This is a genomic window from Trichocoleus sp. Lan (assembly GCF_039961855.1).
GTDB lineage: Bacteria > Cyanobacteriota > Cyanobacteriia > Cyanobacteriales > FACHB-T130 > FACHB-T130.
This window is the reverse complement of the sequence record NZ_JAMPKA010000039.1, coordinates 1-20726: the sequence shown is the minus strand read 5'-3', so window position 1 is coordinate 20726 and position 20726 is coordinate 1. Positions and strand designations below refer to the sequence as shown.

Annotated in this window: 15 protein-coding genes and 1 pseudogene; 13 read left to right on the top strand and 3 right to left on the bottom strand. The window is 48.0% G+C overall.

Translation table 11 applies throughout. From position 1 onward, the window contains the following. Positions 1-20: 20 nt before the first annotated feature. Complete coding sequence (locus NDA03_RS24750) at positions 21-5201, bottom strand: PAS domain S-box protein (protein ID WP_348239470.1); 5181 nt, start codon at positions 5199-5201, stop codon at positions 21-23. Positions 5202-5514: 313 nt separating this feature from the next. On the opposite strand from NDA03_RS24750, the gene NDA03_RS24745 reads away from it, so the two are divergent. From NDA03_RS24745 to NDA03_RS24735, 3 genes are all read left to right on the top strand, one after another. Continuing rightward, positions 5515-7740: an AAA family ATPase gene (locus NDA03_RS24745; protein ID WP_348239469.1), complete on the top strand. Its 2226-nt coding sequence runs from the start codon at positions 5515-5517 to the stop codon at positions 7738-7740. A 41-nt stretch (positions 7741-7781) separates the two neighbouring features. After that, positions 7782-8072: a hypothetical protein gene (locus tag NDA03_RS24740; protein WP_348239446.1), complete on the top strand. Its 291-nt coding sequence runs from the start codon at positions 7782-7784 to the stop codon at positions 8070-8072. A gap of 196 nt (positions 8073-8268) precedes the next feature. Beyond that, positions 8269-9237, top strand: coding sequence for a hypothetical protein (locus NDA03_RS24735; RefSeq protein ID WP_348239445.1), 969 nt, complete (start codon positions 8269-8271; stop codon positions 9235-9237). Positions 9238-9270: 33 nt separating this feature from the next. On the opposite strand, the gene NDA03_RS24730 is transcribed toward NDA03_RS24735, so the two are convergent. Continuing rightward, the gene (locus NDA03_RS24730; protein WP_348239444.1) at positions 9271-9423 is read right to left on the bottom strand and encodes a hypothetical protein; all 153 of its coding nucleotides are present in this window, start codon (positions 9421-9423) and stop codon (positions 9271-9273) included. Positions 9424-9446: 23 nt separating this feature from the next. Here NDA03_RS24730 and NDA03_RS24725 point away from each other — a divergent pair, with 23 nt between their 5' ends. Beyond that, the gene (locus tag NDA03_RS24725; RefSeq protein ID WP_348239443.1) at positions 9447-10010 is read left to right on the top strand and encodes an SMI1/KNR4 family protein; all 564 of its coding nucleotides are present in this window, start codon (positions 9447-9449) and stop codon (positions 10008-10010) included. 56 nt (positions 10011-10066) lie between these two features. Here NDA03_RS24725 and NDA03_RS24720 read toward each other — a convergent pair. Further along, positions 10067-10273, bottom strand: a pseudogene (locus NDA03_RS24720) (DUF29 domain-containing protein); the annotation flags it as partial. 330 nt (positions 10274-10603) lie between these two features. Here NDA03_RS24720 and NDA03_RS24715 point away from each other — a divergent pair. The 9 genes from NDA03_RS24715 to NDA03_RS24675 all read left to right on the top strand — a co-directional run. Further along, complete coding sequence (locus NDA03_RS24715) at positions 10604-11023, top strand: hypothetical protein (RefSeq protein WP_190415972.1); 420 nt, start codon at positions 10604-10606, stop codon at positions 11021-11023. A gap of 377 nt (positions 11024-11400) precedes the next feature. Beyond that, positions 11401-12348 (top strand): D-2-hydroxyacid dehydrogenase, encoded by a 948-nt coding sequence (locus NDA03_RS24710; protein ID WP_348239442.1) that lies wholly within the window; start codon positions 11401-11403, stop codon positions 12346-12348. A gap of 568 nt (positions 12349-12916) precedes the next feature. Then, positions 12917-13783, top strand: a complete 867-nt coding sequence (locus tag NDA03_RS24705; RefSeq protein WP_348239441.1) for an STAS domain-containing protein — start codon at positions 12917-12919, stop codon at positions 13781-13783. An 8-nt stretch (positions 13784-13791) separates the two neighbouring features. Then, the gene (locus NDA03_RS24700; RefSeq protein ID WP_190415969.1) at positions 13792-14187 is read left to right on the top strand and encodes an STAS domain-containing protein; all 396 of its coding nucleotides are present in this window, start codon (positions 13792-13794) and stop codon (positions 14185-14187) included. Next, positions 14168-14572, top strand: a complete 405-nt coding sequence (locus NDA03_RS24695) for an anti-sigma regulatory factor (protein ID WP_348239440.1) — start codon at positions 14168-14170, stop codon at positions 14570-14572. The genes NDA03_RS24700 and NDA03_RS24695 overlap by 20 nt, the downstream gene beginning before the upstream one ends. Before the next feature lie 7 nt (positions 14573-14579). Next, positions 14580-15587 carry an ATP-binding SpoIIE family protein phosphatase gene (locus NDA03_RS24690; protein WP_190415967.1) on the top strand — a complete coding sequence of 336 codons (1008 nt, stop codon included), beginning with the start codon at positions 14580-14582 and terminating at the stop codon, positions 15585-15587. Between the two features lie 69 nt (positions 15588-15656). After that, entirely contained in the window at positions 15657-17846 is a 2190-nt protein-coding gene (locus NDA03_RS24685) for an ATP-binding protein (protein ID WP_348239439.1), read from the top strand. Beyond that, positions 17839-20196 (top strand): response regulator, encoded by a 2358-nt coding sequence (locus NDA03_RS24680; protein ID WP_190987074.1) that lies wholly within the window; start codon positions 17839-17841, stop codon positions 20194-20196. The genes NDA03_RS24685 and NDA03_RS24680 overlap by 8 nt, the downstream gene beginning before the upstream one ends. Before the next feature lie 407 nt (positions 20197-20603). Further along, a partial coding sequence (locus tag NDA03_RS24675; RefSeq protein WP_348239468.1) for an IS630 transposase-related protein occupies positions 20604-20726 on the top strand: 123 nt, incomplete at its 3' end.

Below are 20726 nucleotides of genomic sequence, written 5' to 3'. Positions count from 1 at the left end.
TAGGCTAGTCCTCAAATCATTCAGCGTCTTAGCAAACGCGCGATCGCTTGCACCAATTCTTCCGGTTCGACAGGCTTTGAGATGTGCATCCCAAATCCGGCAGCTAAGGCTTGCTGCTGATTGATTTCTCCAGCATAGGCAGTAAGTGCGATCGCAGGAATCGTGCCTCCCTGTTGGGGCGACCACTTTCTAATTTGCCGAATCAGCGCATAACCATCCATCTCTGGCATCCCAATGTCACATAACAACAGATCGGGGACAGATTGATTCAGGTGGGTCAATGCCTGTACACCCGAAGCGGCTGTCGTAACTTCTGCACCAGATTGCGTCAGGGTGAATGCTGCCAACTCCCGCATATCTGCATCGTCGTCCACAACCAAGACGTGAATACCTGCTAAGTCTGCCGCACTTTCTGAATGTCTATCCTCAGAAGAGGGTTCCGGCTCGACGATGTTTAACGGTAGCCGGATGGTAAATGTAGCCCCTAAGTTCTGTCCTAAGCTGTCTGCTTGAACGGTTCCTCCATGCAGTTCGGTAAAATGACGGACGATCGCCAGTCCCAATCCCAATCCGCCAAATTGTCGGGTTATTGTGCCATCTTCTTGACGGAAGTAATCAAACACATAGGGTAAAAAGTCTGGACTGATGCCTTTTCCAGTATCTTTGACTTGAATTTGAGCATAGGTGCCAACTTGCGCTAGTCGCACCTCGATGCTTCCTCCACTTGGGGTGAACTTCACGGCATTGGAAAGCAGGTTCCAGACGACTTGTTGCAGGCGATTGGTATCGCCTGAAACCGTTCCTGAAATCGGATTAAATGTGGTCTGGATTTGAATGTGTTTGGCTTCGGCTGCCAGTCGTACCGTTTCTAGGGCAGCCTCAATCATTGCCGCTAGATTCACAGGAGCGACGTTTAACGTCATTTTTCCTTGCAGAATGCGCGAGACATCCAACAAGTCCTCAATTAATTGGGCTTGCAGCTTGGCGTTGCGTTCGATCGTTTCCAGCGCTTGCTGGGTTTTTGTAGCATCGAGTCGCCCAGTTCGGAGCAATTTTGTCCAGCCCAGAATCGGATTGAGGGGCGATCGCAACTCGTGGGACAATACCGCCAAGAATTCGTCTTTAATGCGGTTAGCGGCTTCTGCTTTGGCGCGATCGCGTTGAGCCGCCCGGTACAACTGAGCATTGTCGATCGCCAAAGAAGCACGACGAGCCAATTCCTCTGCCTGTTCCAAATCTGCCGGGGTGTACTGTCGTCCAGATTCGGCAGAGATAAAGGAAATGACCCCTAGAATTCGTGCCTGAGTTCGTAGTGGCACCGTCATTACAGAGCTGAATCCAACCTGCCGCAGAATCTCTAAATGCTCTGAATCCCGCGCTGCGTGTACCAGCAATTCATCGGGAATCTCCGGCACCAAATCAGGTTGTCCAGTTCGCAGTGTAAATGCAGCACCGCGAGGGTCATCCGGGTTCATCGGATACTTATCTCTAATCTGATGTGCCCATTCCAGTTTGGCAGGGTCAATGTGAGCCACTGCAATCTGCTCGATCGCACCATCCTCTTCTATCATGTGAACCGTACACCAGTCCGCTAATTTCGGCACTGCAAGCTGCGCGACTCGTTCCAAAGTCGTTTGATAATCGAGTGAGGATGCCAGCACTGCACTCGCCTCAGAGAGAAAGCGTTGGGCAAGCTCTAACCTGACGCGCTCAGTCACATCGACTACATAAATTAAAACCCCTTCAACCTGACCATTTGAGTTAACAGTCGGAAGATAGTAAACGTTGTAGTAACCGGGACGGCGATCGCCGCGTCCGGGAACATTCACCGCAAAGTTTGGTGAAATAAAGGGATTTCCTGTGGTGTATATCTGATGAAAGACTTCAACTAATTTGGGATCGAATTGACCAAAAAGTTCTGGAATGGAATTTCCTAAATGTTGCTCGCGGGTTAATCCATTAATTTCTGCTAATGCTTCGTTGATGGCAATAAATCGCTGCTTTTCATCTAATAGGGCAAGTCCAATCGGAGACGTTTCAAAAATAGTGGCTAATTGGTGCTGTGCCGCTTCTGCCTCTGAACGGGCAATGCGTTCGCGCCCTAGTAGTTGTTCCCGTTCCTGTTCGGCTTGCTTGCGCTCCGTCACATCCAGCACCAGCGATAACACCGAAATCATCCGTCCCGATTCGTCCTTAAGACTGGAGTTATACCACTCGCAATGCACAATGTTGCGATCTTTCGTGTAATTGCGGTTGTATGAAAAAATATGGGGTTCTTCACCATAGACCAGCCGTTGGCAGACTTCAGTAACTGGTTCCAGGTCTTCCTCAAAGACAAAAGGTATCTCTGTTAAAGATTTGCCCAGGATTTCTTCGGCTTTCCAGCCCAAAATGCGCTCTGCACCAACAGACCACCGAATGACTCGAAAGTCTCGATCCCATTCAACCACTGCCATTGGAGAGTTTTCAACATGGAAGTTGAGCTTTTGTAGGGCTTGACGTAACGCCTCTTCCGCTTGCTTGCGTTCTGTGATATTTATGACGACACCAATCGAGTGCTTGGGATTTCCCTGAACATCATAAGTAAACTGTCCTCTGGCTTCGACCCAGTGAATGGAGCCATCTGACCAACGCAGGCGATATTCATGGTGAAACTCCTTGTTGTCAGCTATGGCTTGCTGATATTTCGCCTCAGCTTCTGCTAAGTCATCGGGATGAACCCGACTGGCCCAAACTTCATAGCTGGGTTCGCACTCATTCGGTTGCAAACCCAGGATAATGAAATGTCCTTCTGACCAAAGCAAGGCATCGGTCTGCATGTCCGAGTCCCACGTTCCCATGCGTCCGACCTTGAGCGCGAGTTGCAGGTGAGCTTCACTTTCTCGCAATTGTTCTTCTGCCCGCGATCGCTCCACGGCTAGCCAGGTTTTTTGAGCAATTCGCTCCATCAGCACTACATCTTCCTGCGTCCACTGGCGAACAGAAACATGGTGCAATACCAACAATGCAACAAATCGCCCTTCTTTCACTAAGGGAACACACAGGAGAGATTTGGTTTGAATTGCGTCAAAGGTAGCAGCCCCCGATCCGGCAGTCCGAGGATCGCGATCGACATCATCTACGACAATAGTTTTGCCCTGCTTTAACTCAGCAATCAATTCAGAACCAAACGAATCCATATGATGGCTACCCACCACACTGACTACACCATTGCAATAGTCGCGATCGACGCTGACGTATTCTTGTGTGGAATCAATTTCACCATAGGTACAGCGAGTGACACCAAAGTGTTGTCCTACGGAGCTAACCACCCGCCACATAATTTCCTTCGAGTCTTGAATGGCACGAATCGCATCATTCAATTCGATCAGAAATTGCTGCTGTCTCTCCTTTTGCTGAAGTTCTGCCAGTAAAGCCTCAATCTGTTGCCTTGCCCGCACCTGGGCTGTCACTTCAATGTTATAAATCAACACACCCTGAACAATTCCCTCAGCATCTCGCCAAGCCGGACAGATACAGTGGAAAAATGCTTCTTCCAACACCCCATCGCCATTGCGATCCCAGTAAGTAGGTGACTCCTCCCGAATAAATGTTTCTCCCGTTCGATAAACCTGTTCAAGCACGTCAAAGTAAATTTGCCCCTCTAGCTCTGGGAAAACCTGCCGAAGTGGTTGACCAATAATGTCTGGAGTGCGTCCAGCCCCTTGCAGATAGGTGGGATTGGCAAATTCATACACAAGATCGGCACCTTTAACAATGCCAATCATGGCAGGGAACTGCATCAGGACGTCATACAACCGCTTGCGTTCGCTTTCTGCTTCTAGTCGGGCAGATTGTTCTCGTTTTAAAAGGCGATCGCGCTCCGCTTCCATTTGTTTGCGTTGGGTGATGTCAACCGAAACGCCAATCATGCGAACTCCTCGTCCCGTCTCATCCCGATAGACTTGCCCCTGACTGTTGAGCCAGCGCACAACGCCGTCTGGACAAATTACTCGATACTCCGGTGTGTAGGGCTGTTCTCCAGCCATTGCCCCTGCCGTCGCTTGGAGCACCTGTTGTCGATCGTCTGGATGAATGAGCGCAACAAACTCTTCTCCCGTCCCTTCATAAAGACCCCAAAAGTCTAGAGCATTAGCAGAACACACCACTCGATTGCTCTGCAAATCCATATCCCAGACAACCGTTTGAGCCGCCGTCAGTGCTAATTGCAGGCGTTCATCGCTTTCTCGGAATGCCTGTTCAATTTGTTTGTAATCGGTCACGTCTTTGAAGATAACGACGGCTGCAATAATCTGTCCCTGGTTATCTAAAATCGGTGCTGAGTTGACGTTAATGAAGACGCGGCTACCATCATCTCGATGAATTTCTATCTGTTCGTTGGTAACGATCTCACCTGTTTTTAGCGATCGCACCAATGGATACTCATGAGGGGCATAGAGCTGACCATTTAAGCGAAAGATTTCACAGGGAATCAGGGGTGCATATTCCTCAAGCTCAAGCAACTGTTCGTAACCATACCCAACAATTTGCTTGGTTTGTTCGTTCGCCAGAGCTAACTTACCAGATGCCGCATCAGCAATCATGACTCCAGCAGGCATTTGTCGCAATACGGCTTCAAATCGGGCGCGTTCAATTTCAAGCTCGTGCAACAACCGTTCTCGTTCTGCCTCCGCTTGCTTGCGATCGCTAACATCTCGAAAATAAATGGCTACCCCTGCCGTCGAGGGATAGGCATTCGCCTCTATCCAACACTGGATCGGTTCCCCAAATTCTTCCCACGAAACAGGAACCTGTTGTGCCACTGCCCGATGTAGTTCCCGATATGCAATTCCACCGACCAACTCAGGAAAAACCTCGTTCCAAACGTGCTTTCCCAGTAACTCTTCTGGCGTTTTGTGCAGGATTTTAGCCGCCGCCCGATTCACGTAGGTGTAGCGCCAGTCGCAATCGAAGGCGACAAAAGCATCTGTAATGCTTTCAAGAATCGTTACCACCCTGCCCTCAGTTTCTTGGGCAGCGAGCGCCTGTTCGCTTTCAAGCGTGCGGGCAAAGCGCTCAATGACTTCAGATCGAGAAATTCCTCGCTTGTGAGCCTCTCGATCGAGCGATCGCCATGCTGTATCGGTGAGAGATAGGCTAACCCGTTGTTTCGTCTCTGAGTTCCAATTGCTAACAAACTTGCCTGTGCCGTCGCGCTTCATGAACAGCCATCCGTATACATACACGGTCTTCTCTATTCAATCTGAGTCGCTACGTCAGGAGAATCCGTCTTAAGAGAGATGCTTTGGAGAGAGGGAATACGGATGCGGATGATACCTACGAGAATCGGGCTAGCGTTCCTTCCTTTAGCGCCAAACTCATGTAAATTACGCAAGTGTTCGGCAACAGTTTCGACGAAAAGTGACGACTCTCAAAGAGCCAGAAACCTTTTTGCGACTTGAGCCGAAATCTAATTTCTGGGGAGGTCTAATGGGTTAGTCTATACTGACAGATGGCAATTCCTACCGGGTGAAGATAGGCTTGTTCGACCAGCATCGCCAACAATTAGTGGAAAAAGATGCACCCCTGGCTGCGAGGATGCGCCCACGTACTCTTGATGAGTTTATCGGGCAAGACCACATCCTAGGCTCCGGGCGTTTGTTACGCCGTGCGATTCAAGCTGACCAGCTTTCTTCCCTGATTTTTTTTGGTCCACCGGGTACGGGGAAAACAACTCTGGCTCGGATTATCGCCAATACCACCCGCGCTCACTTCATTGCGATTAATGCCGTCCTTTCTGGGGTAAAAGAAATTCGGGATGCGATCGCTACCGCTCAAAAACGCCAAAAAGAACACACTCAGCGCACGATTCTTTTTGTTGACGAGGTTCATCGCTTCAATAAATCTCAACAGGACGCCCTGCTTCCTTGGGTGGAAAATGGGACGGTGATTCTGATTGGTGCAACTACAGAAAATCCCTATTTTGAAGTTAACAAAGCTCTTGTCAGCCGTTCCCGCATCTTTCAGCTTAAACCTCTCAATGAAGCTGACTTACGCCGCGTCCTCGAACAGGCACTCGCTGACTCAGAACGCGGTTATGGTCAGCTATCTGTAATCTTAGAGCCGGATGCGATCGCACATTTGGTCAATGTCGCTAACGGTGATGCCCGTTCCTTACTCAATGCCTTGGAATTAGCCGTCGAAACCACACCCCCCGACGAAACTGGAACGATTCGCATTACGCTATCTGTCGCGGAGGAATCGATTCAGCAAAGGGCAGTTCTGTATGACAAGGAAGGAGACGCCCACTTCGATACGATTAGTGCTTTTATCAAAAGCTTGCGCGGTTCTGACCCGGATGCAGCTTTATATTGGCTAGCAAAGATGGTTTATGCCGGGGAAGACCCCCGCTTCATTTTCCGGCGAATGTTGATTTTAGCTAGCGAAGATGTGGGACTCGCTGACCCTAATGCCTTAGTCGTCGTTAATGCCTGCGCGAGTGCTTTCGAGTGGGTGGGAATGCCAGAAGGACGCTATCACCTGGCTCAAGCCACGCTTTATCTCGCCAATGCGCCCAAATCTAACAGCACGATGGGATTTTTTGATGCGCTAGCGGTGGTTGAGAAGGAACGGGAGGCGGAAGTCCCCAATCACCTGAAAGATGCCAACCGGGACAAGAAAGGATTGGGACATGGTGCAGGCTATCTTTATCCTCACGCCTACCGCGACCACTGGGTAGCACAACAGTATTTACCGAGTAGTTTGCAGGGACAGGTGTTTTATCAACCTTCAACACAGGGATTTGAAGGAGAAATTAAGACGCAGGTGGCGCGTCATCGGGAAGCGCAGTTGGAAGCAGTGGCAGAGGGTGTTTTTATCTCACCCGTGGAAGTGCTAACAACAGGACCAACTGACCGCACAGTTGACCGTTGGTTGCAACGCACGTTGAGTCAGATTGGCGAGCAACTTGCAGGGATACGCGATCGCATTTTCACCCTTGCTCAACTTCAGCGTCACCATGTCATTTTGGACTTGAATGCCGGGAGTGGTTTACTCACCTTTGAAGCTTTGCGTCGCGTACCAGAAGGTGGCGTTTATGCCTGTACTCGCACTGCTGATGAAGCAAAGGCGCTCCAAGAGCAAGTGGTAGCGCTTCCAGAACTCAATCGTCCCGTCCTATTGAGTGCTACCTTAACCCAATTGCCAAAGGTTTTAGCTGCCCAATCCTCTGATATCCGATTTGACTGCATCATCGGGCGAAATGCACTTATCCACGAACCGGATAAAGCAGCAGCAGCCAAATGGTTAGCCCAATTACTGCAACAGTCGGGCGTTTTGGTACTTGCAGAAACAGTGCCACGCCACACGCAACGGCTTTATCGTTTGCTCGAAAAGTCGAAACCCAATGCCGACTTATACCAGCGATTAGTGGCAGCGGAAGAGGCAATTTACAGCGACACGTCAGATCCAATGGTTAACTGGGATGCGTTTGATTTGAGAAAAGCTTTCGAGTCGGCGGGATTGGTGGTTGAAGTGACTGAGGAGCGATCGCAAACCTCTATGCATATTACACCCGCCTTAATTGACCGCTGGTTCGCAACGACTTCTGTAACGAATAGACCCTCCTATGCGGCGCATTTGGCGAAGCACCTCCAAGAACAAGAAATTCGGACTATAAAAGAGCTATTTATCCGCTCCCTGCTTCATCAGACCGTTAATTGGGAAAGCGCGATCGCTTTTGTACGATCTTCGCTATCGTAGGGGACGTGACAAATTTTCAATTCATTTCGAGTATTTAGGCTATGGAAGAAGTTCTTCAGATACTCAAAAAAGTCATTCTGGCGGTAGTTGGTGGTGGAGCGGCGCTTTTAGCTTTCTATCTGGCACTGTTTTTTTCGATTATGGTTCTGGTTCCTACCAGTTCTCCCAATCAACTAGAAGAATGGACAAACACTGTGGTGACAGTGTATGGCATCAAATTAAATCTACTCTCGATACAACGATTGAAAGGGGCTGCTATTGGTATCAGTGTTGTCCTTCCCCTTGCTGCTGTTGCTTGGTTTTCACTCCGAGGATTCATTCACCAACGGTAGTAATAACAAATAATTTGCGCTCCAGCAGCAGTTGAATAAAACAAAAGTTTAGTTTCAACGCTTAGCGTAATCTATGGGCTGTATTGCAATCGCGCTGGCAAGTTCACCTTAATTTTGTAATTTTTTGTAAAAGGTACTTCGTCCTAAAAATTAGGATAAAAAGAGGTAGGCATCAAGTTAAAAAGGAACTAAATTCGTGAGTCAGTCTATTTCTAAATTGGTGGATACCCTGCCAACCAGCAGCATGACCGTTTATATGCTGCGATCGCTCGATTATGTCGTTCCCGGTGAGTGGCAAAACTTGGTGGGATTTGAAAATACTATCCGTGCGGTGACAGGTGTTACCGACAAAGGTCTGATTGAGGAGATTGGCGAAAGAGCGATCGCGCTGTACAACGATCCAACCCAGAGTTATCAACAAACCTTATGGCTTTACCAAACAATTGACCGTGCTGATAGTGCCATTGGTGCAGCAGCACTAGCGAACAAAGTTGGCGAGAAAATTAGCTTCCTGAATTTTTTAAACCAGCTTACTCCCAAAGCGGATACCGTACAAGCGATTGATTTGTCCCTAAAGCTGGTTGTCGAGTTGATTGCCTTTTGTCGGTTGCACGGCATTCCTACCAGCATTGAAGCATTTAGAACTTCTTTAGGAAACTATCACAACGAATCTATAATGCGAATGGCTGCGCTAGTTGCTGTTGATGGATTGATTCCGCTTGGCCCCAACTTCATCCTCAAAGCTCAATCTATTCTTAGCCAGGTCAATCCTTCGCAATTAGAAGGAAATACTACCTATCAGAGTATTAACAGTGCAATTCCTGGCGGTACTACGGCTGGAAAATTAGGCTTCATCGGTGAGAGTTTTGCCTCAGTTAACGGTTGGATGAATAACTTTGTTGCATCTCGTGGGTTAACACAAGAAAATGTTTTGGGGCACTTACAACAATTTATGAATACTGCTGATAGTAAGTTGGATTATCTAGCTGCATTCCTAGATATGTCAACTAATTACTACGAGCATACAGGTACTCAAACTGTTGCCCGAAATTTGATTTTACGAGCAGCAGAAGAGACTGAAGGTAAAGCTAAAGACAAAAAGAAAAAGCACAAGGAAAAAGAAAAGGACAAAGACCAGAAAAAAGATAAGAAAAAGAAAGATTAACGAGAGTGCGATCGCTCCTCATTTTCTCAAAATTTATCGAGTGCGATCGCATTCAGCATTGGCGAGGATAGCGATCGCATTAATGACACCAGCAACGAGGAAAAATATAGCTAGTGGGTTTCCTTGGTCTACCCTAACCCAACATTTTAAGCTTGCCGCGCTACTACGGCGATATGCAGATCGCACTGACGAACTAAAGGAGATAAGAGATGAAAGCTATATGGGAAAAGATAGATAAATGGCTTAGAGTAAATGCACCAAAAGTATTGGATAATTTGCAATCAGGAGCCACTGAGGAAGAAATTCAACGAACAGAAAATTTCTTCTGTATTAAGTTTCCTAAAGATGTCAAAGAGTCCTATCTCATTCATAACGGTCAGGTTGATGAACAGTCTTACTCCCTTTTTCCACATCTTGAATTTCTCTCTCTTGAAGCGATGATTACAGTATGGCAATCCTGGTATGAGATGAGCAACGAAGGTTTTAAATATTCACCAGAAGATATAGAAGAAGGTGTTTGGAAAGGTTGGTGGCATCCGAAATGGATTCCTCTAACCTACGAAAGTAATGGCTCATGTAAATGTCTAGATTTAGCTCCAGAACCCGGTGGTGAAGTAGGTCAGATTATTATCGTAGAGTGGCAAGAACCTATTAGAAGTATAATTTTTCCTAACTTTAGGACGTGGCTAACTGGATTTGCTACTGAACTCGAACATGGAGAATATCGCTTCTCTGAAGATTATGGTGGATTGGTAGATAGAAGTGATGTCTGACTTGTCGAACCCTAGAGAAGACACTTCGCCAAAATACCCAGCGTGTGAAAAAAATGCCATTTCAGTAAGTGAAGGAGGACTACAATCAAGTTGCTCTCTAAGCTTCTCCGTTCACTCCTCCCCATGTCCTCGATTTCCTCAATCAGATTCTCCCAGTCCACCTCTGCATAGTCCTGACTCCGCAATTTTTTTACAGTCGTTTCTATCCATCGCAGGTAATCTGTTTCATGGAGAGTTGAATGATGGACTTGGCTAGGAGGCATAGTAGATTATTCCATAGTCGATTTCTTTGACAACCAACTGGGCAGGGAAATCCAGACACTTGTGCATGTAGTCCGTGTATTAGTGTCGCGGCTGGAGTAGGAGCATCCCTTAAATGTAGTGATGGCGAAGTACTGCTGTGTTTGCCCTTGGGGTTCCTGAAGGGTAGAACACGATCGCTAAAATGCGATCGCTCTCTAGAAATCCTCAAGAGAATTTGATTCTTTCTGTTGCCACTCGATTTTATACATCGCACCCCTATTTTTGCGCCATTTTGTAGACTTTAGGTAAGCCACTCAAAGTGGCGGCTTACTGAGTAAAGAAGCATTACCATGTCTGAAACTCAACCAGTACCAGAAAAAACCAATGCTGCTCCCACCGTACAGAATTCTCCACAACTCAAGCCGGGAGGAATTCTCAGCAATTGGAAAACCAGAGTCGGGATTATCGCTACGGCAGTCATTGCTGTTGTTTTTGGCTTGTTTGTTCTCGGTTTCTTTTGGCAGCACATGATTGCAGGGATGGGTATGAGGTCTTGGTCTAGCCATGCGCGTGCCACACCGATTGAGTGCATGATTAAGGACACGAACAATGATGGCTATGTTAGCTGTAGCGCCATGCTAGGCGGCGAAGTCGTACCACTTGAGTGTGGAGCCAACATATTAAATATTGGCTGCCGAGTGAATTATGGTGCGGCGGCTGCCCCTCCTGTGCGTCCATTCAATCTGCCAAATGTTCGCGGAAGTTCCTGAAATTCTAAGAAACTTTTGCCCAAAGTTCCACAGAGATAGCGCTTAACATCTCAAACTAGGCGTTGCTGAATCGCGATCGCAGATGGTTTGGCGTACACACTCTACTCTACTGGAGACTAAGTAGAACGAATTTCGTGCAGAATTCTGCAACAACAGAAGACATAACCCTCCGATATTGAGGAGAGTTTACACCAAACTATTTGCGGTTCTCGCCCCAAGCTCACCAAACCATCTGCGGTTGAATCAAAAACAGCCTAAAGACCAAAACCCTTGAGTGTCGTCACTTCCCCCCACTTCCCGCATACATAGTCCAGAATTCACCAAACCATCTGCTATCACGCGATACATGGCAAATTCGTTCCGATATCAGACCAAATATGAAACTAATAATCCCTACCGAAATTGCATCTGATATCGAGCCGCGTTTACCTCCCAATTTACAGGTGGTACGTGTGGATAGTGAGGGCAATCTTGACGGCGATGCCAGCGATGCTGAAGTTTATTTCAACTGGATTCTGCTAAAACCAACTACTTTGCATAAAGTTCTCGCGGCTGCACCCACGCTGCGTTGGCAACACACCCCTAGTGCCGGGGTAAATCACATTCTGACACCAACGTTTTTGGAACGGGAGATTACGCTCACGAATGGCGCAGGGGTTCATGCAATTCCGATTGCGGAATTTGTCCTGATGTTTATGCTCTATCATGCGAAGAATTTACCTCAACTACAAGCGTTTCAAGCTGAACGTAATTGGGGGAGAGGCATAACACTGAAAGAGTTGAAGGATGCAACCTTGCTAATTATTGGTGCGGGAAGTATTGGCGTCGCGATCGCGCAACGTGCGTCATCTTTTGGCATGAGAGTTTGGGGTAGCCGTCGCCATCCCGAACCGCTACCGGAGTTTGACAAAGTCGTGAGTGCAACTGAATGGCGATCGCTGCTTCCGGAAGCTGATTATGTCGTCGTTAGCACACCTCTGACACCGGAGACGAAAGGCACGATGGACGCAGCAGTTTTTCAAGCCATGCGTTCATCTGCCTTTTTCATTAATATTGCTAGAGGTGCAATCGTCGATGAAGCTGCATTGCTGACTGCTCTTCGAGAAGGCTGGATTGCAGGCGCTGCATTAGACACTTTTTCCGCAGAACCCTTACCGCCAGATAGTCCTTTTTGGTCGCTGCCTAACGTCTTTATTTCACCCCACTGTTCGGCAGATTCGCCACAAACTTACCAGCGATCCTTAGAACTGTTTTTGGAGAATTTGAGCCGCTATCAAGCTGGTTTACCGCTGCGAAATGTAGTGGATAAGCAAGTGGGTTACTAATATTTTTCCCACTCCTCCTCTGCAATTAGCAATTCGAGATTCTCAAAACTTCCTGACTCTCACTGCTGCTTTAGCACAAAAGTTCTCAATAGAGGACTTGTAGCGAGTGCGAAGACGTGAAGATGCTTGCTTAGAACTTGTGTAACTGTCACAGAGCAGTTTATAGGGTGCCTTCGCGCGATCGCCTTGCTTCAATTACAGTTGATTACGCAACGCAACAGGAAGCACTCAGCAACCTTTAGCCTAGATGATGGGTATGATGTCTAGGCTGGCTTGCAGATTTTAGGGCGAACCATAAGCGTAGGAACGTGACGGTGAAACTTCGGTAACACGTACTTATTTTGTCCCGCCTTATCCTTATAATTAATCTTGGTCAATCAGCCTTTCAGGGACTACCTCATACTGCCTAGTTCGTCAACTAGATTTTCTTAACGATAAAAAAGTACATCTAGGGATTCTCGCAACGAAAGCTGTTCAATGGCTCCACTGAGCTAGTTAGCCGAAAAGCCTAAATCGTTGACTTGTACAATAATTTGCCAAATACAGGCTAAAACAAGGGGCCGTTAATATGAACTTGAGCGGCAAAAGTAAGATTCCGAAAATTCTCCAAACCGATCAATCCCAACTGCTAACAGACTGGATCTCAGAGCAAATAATTGCTGGTATCCGCAAAGACCTAATTAAGGAAATAGAGCTGCGTGAAGAATGCAGAGAATTCCTGGACTTGTTCTCGGCATCTGTCCAGCAAGGTAACTTCACCGACATTAAATCGACTGAATGGCGTAGCGTGCGCGAGATGCTTGGCTCGATTTCGCGATCGCGCAGCCAGAAAGGCTTCACGCCATCAGAAACCGCAACTTTTGTTTTTTCTTTGAAGCAACCTTTGTTCAGCCGCTTGCGCCTAGAACTTGCACAGGATAGCGAAAGCCTTCTGGAAGAGATTTGGTCAGTTACGACTCTGTTGGACAAGCTTGGACTCTGGACAACTGAAAGCTATCAGAAAGCCCGCGAGGAAGTGATCCTGCGCCAACAAGAGGAGCTGATGGAACTTTCAACGCCGGTCGTGAAACTGTGGGAAGGCATTTTAGCCCTACCCATCATTGGCACCCTCGATAGCGCCCGCACCCAAGTGATGATGGAGTCCCTCTTGCAGAAGATTGTAGAGACGGGTTCGGAAGTCGCAATCATTGATATTACGGGAGTGCCGACCGTTGATACTCTCACCGCTCAGCACTTACTTAAGACAGTCACTGCGGCTCGTCTAATGGGCGCTGATTGCATCCTGAGCGGGATTCGGCCCCAGATTGCTCAAACGATTGTCTACTTGGGCGTGGATCTGGCTGATGTGATCACCAAGGCTTCTCTATGCGACGCATTTGCTTTGGCGCTGAAGCGAACTGGAGCTACGATCTCTCGCGCCCAAACACGCACTTAAGGAGTTTTATGGAACGTATCCCCATATTACAAATGGGTGAATTCCTGCTAGTGACGATTCAGGTTGATATGCACGATCGCCTAGCGATCGCTTTGCAAGATGACCTGACCGACCGCATTAGCCAAACAAGTGCCCGTGGTGTGCTGATAGATATTTCAGCACTGGAGATCGTTGATTCTTTTATTGGACGGATACTGGGAAATATTGCCAAGATGTCGCGAGTACTTGATGCTGAAACGGTTGTTGTAGGTATGCAGCCAGCAGTCGCCATCACTTTAGTAGAGTTAGGACTCTCCTTAACCGGCATTCGCACAGCCTTAAACGTTGAAAAGGGAATGTCCCTCCTGCATAAATCGTTGGAGGCTTCTCCTAGGGGGAGCATAGATGGTCTTGCAGAGGTCTGAAACGATAAGCATCCAGTCTTCGGCAGACGTTGTGCTAGTACGGCAAGCCGTGCGTCAGTTTTCCCTAGGACTGGGTTTTAGCCTAATAGACCAGACTAAAATCGTGACAGCGGCGAGCGAGCTGGCACGCAACACCCTGGACTATGGCGGCGGCGGGACGGTGCAACTGGAAGCCCTAGAGGAGGGACTCCGTCGGGGTCTGCGGCTAACTTTTGAAGACAGTGGGCCAGGAATTCCGGATATCGATCTGGCGCTAAAAGATGGCTTCACAACCGGAAACGGGCTGGGTATGGGGTTGAGTGGGTCAAAGCGCCTGGTGAACGAATTCAATATCGTTTCCCGTGTCGGAGAAGGCACAAAAGTCACTATTACAAAGTGGAAGTGAGTTAATTATGAATGCTCCCGTCGCCTTACCCATTTTAGAGTCTAGTCAGGCTGGTGAAGCGAGACGAATAGCCCTCGCGATCGCGACTCGTCTCGGCTTCAACGAAACTGAGCGGGGGCAGGTTGGTATTGTCGTTACTGAGATCGCCAATAACCTGGTTCTGCACGCTAAAGACGGTCTGTTGCTGCTACAGCCTTTAAGCAAAAACGAGATAACGGGTATAGAAATCCTAGCCTTGGACAAAGGGCCAGGGATCAGCAATATCCAGGAGTGTCTGCGCGACGGTTTTTCTACAGCAGGGACTCCTGGAAATGGTTTGGGGGCAGTTAGCCGCCTTTCTGCTTTTTTTGAGATTCATTCTGTTCCCAACGTGGGTACAGCTTTATTAAGTCACCTCTGGGCTTGCCCAGAAGTGGCAAACCAATCGACCAACAATCTAGAGATTGGCGTGGTGTGCCTCCCGATGGCAGGGGAGGAGGTATCGGGTGATGGGTGGGCAACCGACCAACAGCCCGGTCGCAGTCTGCTATTAGTCGCAGATGGTTTGGGTCACGGCCCTCTAGCCGCCCAGGCGTCCCTAGAAGCCATTCAGATATTTCGAGAGAATGTCCGCAAAAGTCCCGCAGAGATTATTGAAGCAGCTCACGTAGCCCTACGGAGTACTCGTGGAGCTGCTTTAGCGATCGCAGAAGTAGACTTTAAAACTCTTGTCGTTCGTTTTGCTGGAGTTGGTAATATCGCTGGCAGCGTTTTTTCTCCCGCAGGAAGCTACAGCATGGTTTCCCACAATGGCACTGTGGGGCATGAAGTCCGTAAAATCCAGGAATTTGTCTATCAGTGGCCTCAAGGAGGGCTTTTGGTGATGCATTCCGATGGGTTGAGTACACAGTGGCGATTGGATCGCTATGCTGGTCTCATAACCAGACATCCCAGCCTAATTGCTGGAGTTTTGTACCGGGATTTCTACCGAGGTCGCGATGACATCACTGTGCTGGTTGCTCGCGAAGAAGACTGAAGGCCAAAGGAGTACAGCAGGGGCTGATGAACAATAAATAACAAGCGATTAGCCATTAGCAATTGACCAATGACCAATCTTCTTACGATAGAAATACGATTTGAGCAAGATGTCGTGATGACCCGTCAGCAGGCACGCCAAATTGCTCAAGCTTTGGGGTTTGACTCGCAGGATCAGACGCGCATTGCCACTGCTGTATCGGAAATTGCCCGCAACGCCTTCCAATATACCCGTGGGGGAAAAATAGAGTTTCGGGTGGAAGGCGAATTGCCTCAGAGCTTGGTGGTATGCATTCGTGACCAAGGGCCGGGTATCGCCAATCTGAAGAGCATTCTGGATGGGCAGTATAAATCAAAAACCGGAATGGGTTTAGGCATTATTGGCACCAAGCGGCTGATGGATCGGTTTCATATCGCGTCCACGCCAGGGCAGGGAACAGAGGTGCTGATGGAAAAAACCTTGCCAAAGCGGGCACCGATCTTGACAGCAAAGCGCTTGGCGCAAATTGCTGATGAGTTGGCGATGCGAGGGTCTCAAAATCCCTTTGAGGAAATTCAGCAACAAAACCAAGAACTGCTTCGCACTCTAGCAGAACTCGAAAAGCGTCAAGCTGAATTGGCGCAGGTCAATCGCGAGCTAGAGGATACTAATCGGGGTGTTGTGGCATTATATGCCGAGTTAGACGAAAAAGCAGTTTCTTTACAGCGAGCCAATGAACTTAAAACTCGCTTCCTGTCTAATATGAGCCATGAGTTTCGCACGCCGCTCAACTCGATTATGTCTCTCTCTCGACTGCTGCTAGATCGGATGGATGGTGAATTGACACCCGATCAAGAACAGCAAGTGACGTTTATCCGTCAATCGGCTGAAGGACTCTCGGAGTTGGTGAACGACCTTTTGGACTTGGCAAAGGTCGAGGCAGGAAAAATTGTGGTTCATCCGAATGCGTTTGAAGTTAGCGAGCTATTCGCTACTCTTCGAGGAATGCTGCGCCCACTTCTTAGCGATAATTCCTCAATTTCTCTTGTTTTTGAAGAACCTGTTGGCTTTCCTCCACTCTGCACCGATGAGGGGAAGGTTGCCCAAATTTTGAGAAATTTTATTTCTAATGCATTGAAATATACCGAAAGAGGTGAAGTTCGCATCAGAGCTGAACTGGACAAAAACGCTGTCGTCTTCTCGGTGGCTGATACAGGTATCGGAATTGCGCCTGAGGATACTGAACGGATCTTTGAGGAATTTATTCAGGTGAATTCTCACCTTCAAAAGCGGGTTAAAGGAACAGGTCTAGGACTGCCGCTTTCGCGGAAGTTAGCCGAGTTACTGGGAGGGAGTGTCTCCATCAAAAGCTTACAAGGGGTAGGTTCCACGTTTTTCGCCACCATACCGCTCATTTACCGGGGTGAGGGTGATATAGAGGAGGTATCTGAACCCGATGCTCCTTTGCAGTTAGATGCGACTCGCTATCCAGTATTAGTTGTAGAAGATAACCCAGAAACACTGTTCATTTACGAGAAGTATTTTGCGGGGTCGAGCTATCAAATTTTCCCAGCGCGATCGCTCAAGCAAGTAAAACAAGCATTTCAAATGTTTGAGCCACGAGCTGTGCTATTAGACATTTTGCTTGAGGAGCAAAATACCTGGGATTTCCTTTCAGAGATGAAAGGAAACGCTGCGACACGAGATATCCCGATCGTTGTTATCACTGTTATTGACAACGAAAAGAAAGCTCGTGCTTTAGGTGCAGATGCCTTTTTTGTGAAACCAGTAGAACGATTATCGCTTCTTGAAAAACTTAATACTTTAGTCAAACAAGAGCATTTACAAAAAGTTTTGATTATTGACGATGACCCAGCATCCCACTATCTACTAAAGCAATATTTAGCCGATTTTACGGGTCGCAGCACTCGTGAAAAATGTTTTAATTTTAAGATAATTGAGGCAACTTCAGGGGACGAAGGTATCCGTCACGCCCGCCTAGAAAATCCTTCTTGCATTTTTCTCGACCTAGTTATGCCAGATATGAGCGGGTTCGAGGTTTTGGAACAGATGAAAGCCGATCCAGCTACTAAAAATATTCCAGTAATTATTAATACTTCAAAGCTTCTTGAACCAGAGGAACGCTCGATACTTGTCGAAAGCACAGTAGCGATTCTCTCAAAAGAAAACTCATCTCGTGAAGAAGCGATCGCTCTTGTCCGAGAAGCACTTCTTTTAGCTGGGCTAGTTCTAGAGCCTGGAGAGGCTGCTCATGTCTGACCGCACCCTTATCACGATCTTGCACGTAGACGACAATGAAACGAACCGCTATGTCGTCAGTCGAATGCTTCGGAAAGAGGGGTATAAGGTTCAAGAGGCTGCTACTGGCGAAACGGGTCTGCAATTAGTAGCGCAGCAACCGCCTGACTTAATTATCCTTGACGTGCAGCTTCCTGATATTAATGGGTTTGAGGTCTGCCACCGGCTCAAGGCAAATCCTGCTACTTCCTCTATTCCTGTCCTGCATCTGTCTGCTAGTTTTGTCGAGAGTAAAGACAAGGCACAAGGGTTAGAGAGTGGTGCAGATGGCTATCTAGCCCAGCCGGTGGAGCCAATCGAGTTGCTCGCTACTGTGAAAGCTTTGCTCCGCATCCGAGAAGCTGAAGAATCGGCAATGGCTTTGGCGAAAGAGTGGCAAACGACATTCAATGCCATGAAGGATGGTGTTTGTTTACTAGATCACCGTGGCAGAATCTTGCGAACTAACAGCGCCATGACGAATCTGCTGAAAAAACCGTTCGGAAAGATCGAGGGTTGCTTTTATCAGGAGGTAATGCACGATATCCTGGGCTGCGTCGAGGTCACTCCCTTAACTCGTGTCCAAGAAACCCGTCGTCGCGAGAACGAGGAGCTACGGTGTGGTGAACGATGGTTTTCTGTAACCACAGATCCCGTGTTCGACGAGAGTGGAGTTTTTACGGGTGCCGTGTATATCGTAGCTGACATCACAGATCGCAAGTGGGCATCAGAAGCGCTGCGAACCAGCGAAGAACGGTTTCGCTTGTTATTAGAAAATGTAAAGGACTACGCGATTTTCTTCATCGACCCAGACGGGCGTGTTATTCGTTGGAGCATTGGAGCAGAGCGCATTTTCGGTTATCAGGAAGCCGAAATCCTCGGTCAGTCTGCCTCAATTATCTATATACCTGAAGACCTAGAACTCGGTGCAGACAAGCAAGAACTGGAAACGGCAGTAATAGAAGGTCGTGCTGAAAATGAACGCTGGTACCTGCGTAAGGACGCCACCCGTTTCTGGGCAAGTGGCATCGTAACGCCCTTACGAGATGAGACTGGGGAGCTACGAGGCTTTTCTAAAATCATGCGTGACTTCACTGAACGGAAGCAAGTTGAAGATGAACGCAACCAACTACTCGTTGCCGAACAGGAAGCACGCACTGCGGCGGAGTCAGCAAACCGCATGAAGGATGAGTTTTTGGCAACACTGTCTCACGAACTGCGATCGCCCCTCAATGCAATGCTAGGGTGGGTTCAATTACTCAATACCCGCAAATTTGACGAGGCGACTACTGCGCGGGCGATGGAGACCATTGAACGCAGTGCTAGGGCACAAGCTCAGCTGGTGGAGGATTTGCTGGATGTTTCCCGCATCATTCAGGGCAAGTTACGCCTAAATGTCCGCCCAATTGAGCTGGCTTTGGTTGTTGAGGCGGCGGTTGATACCGTCCGCCCGGCGGCTGATGCTAAGGCTATTCGACTCCAAAGTGTACTCGATCCGGCAGCAGGCCCGGTTGCCGGTGACTCAGACCGCTTACAGCAGATAATTTGGAATCTATTATCCAATGCAATCAAGTTCACACCTAAAGAAGGGCGAGTTCAGGTTCGCCTCGAACGGATTAACTCCCATGTTGAAATAACAGTAATCGATACAGGACTTGGCATTAACTCTGACTTTGTGCCCTATGTCTTCGACCGCTTTCGTCAAGCTGATAGTTCTATTACCCGGTCATACAGTGGACTTGGTCTTGGTCTAGCGATTGTACGCCACTTGGTAGAGCTACACGGTGGGACAGTTCGTGCAGAAAGTCAAGGTGAGGGGCAGGGAGCGACATTTATCGTAAAGCTTCCTCTGATGCCTGTCCGTATGGAGACAAGTGAGGGAGAGCGGGTACACCCAACGGTTGGGCGGGGAGTTTCATTTAACAATCCGCCTTCGTTAGATGGCTTACAAATACTCGTCGTAGACGATGAGGTTGATTCGCGAGTGTTTGTCACAACGCTATTGGAACAGTGCGGAGCTTCTGTGTGTGCCGTTGGATCGGCTGATTCAGCGATTGAAGCGATAAAAATTCTTAAACCAGATGTTCTATTGAGCGATATCGGGATGCCTGGAGAGGATGGCTACACATTGATTCGTAGAGTACGGGCATTGAACGTAGAAGAGGGGGGACGAACTCCTGCTGTTGCTCTAACAGCATACGCTAGGGCTGAAGATAGGATGCGAGCGATCGCTGCCGGATTTCAAATGCACATCCCTAAACCTGTGGAACCTTCTGAATTAGCAACCATTGTAGCGAGTCTTGCTGGACGAACAGGAATTCATGAAGTGTGAAGTCAACGGCAGTCAGTAAATCCTCTAAGACTCGACTTTCTACAATGAACGGTTCCACTGAGTTAAGTTTTTAAGTATAGCTGTATTCAAGTATGTTAGGACGCTGCGTGCTGAAGAACAGATTCCATCGTCTCGCGTAAACTGACAGAACTCACGGGGTGACAACCCCGTCAAAAGCCTAGTGCAAGCGCTCCTGAACCCAAGTTGCGGTAAAAAAAGATGGGGTCACTCTTGTTAAAAAGCCCCATCTGTTAAAAATGCTTCCTCAATTTTATCAAATTCATCTGCAACAGCAACTAAAAAACACCGAATACTTGACTCTAAAAATTTTGATATATAGCAACCGCCAAGATAGTTAGGACGTAGAGTAGAGAGCACCTATTGTCCTGAAGTTATTCAAGCTGCTCATGGCAAACCCCTATAGTTATGACCTGCGTCAGAAGGTGATCCAAGCGATCGAGTTAGACGGCATGAAGAAAAGTGAAGCCGCACAGGTGTTCCAAATTAGTCGCAATACGATTGACCTATGG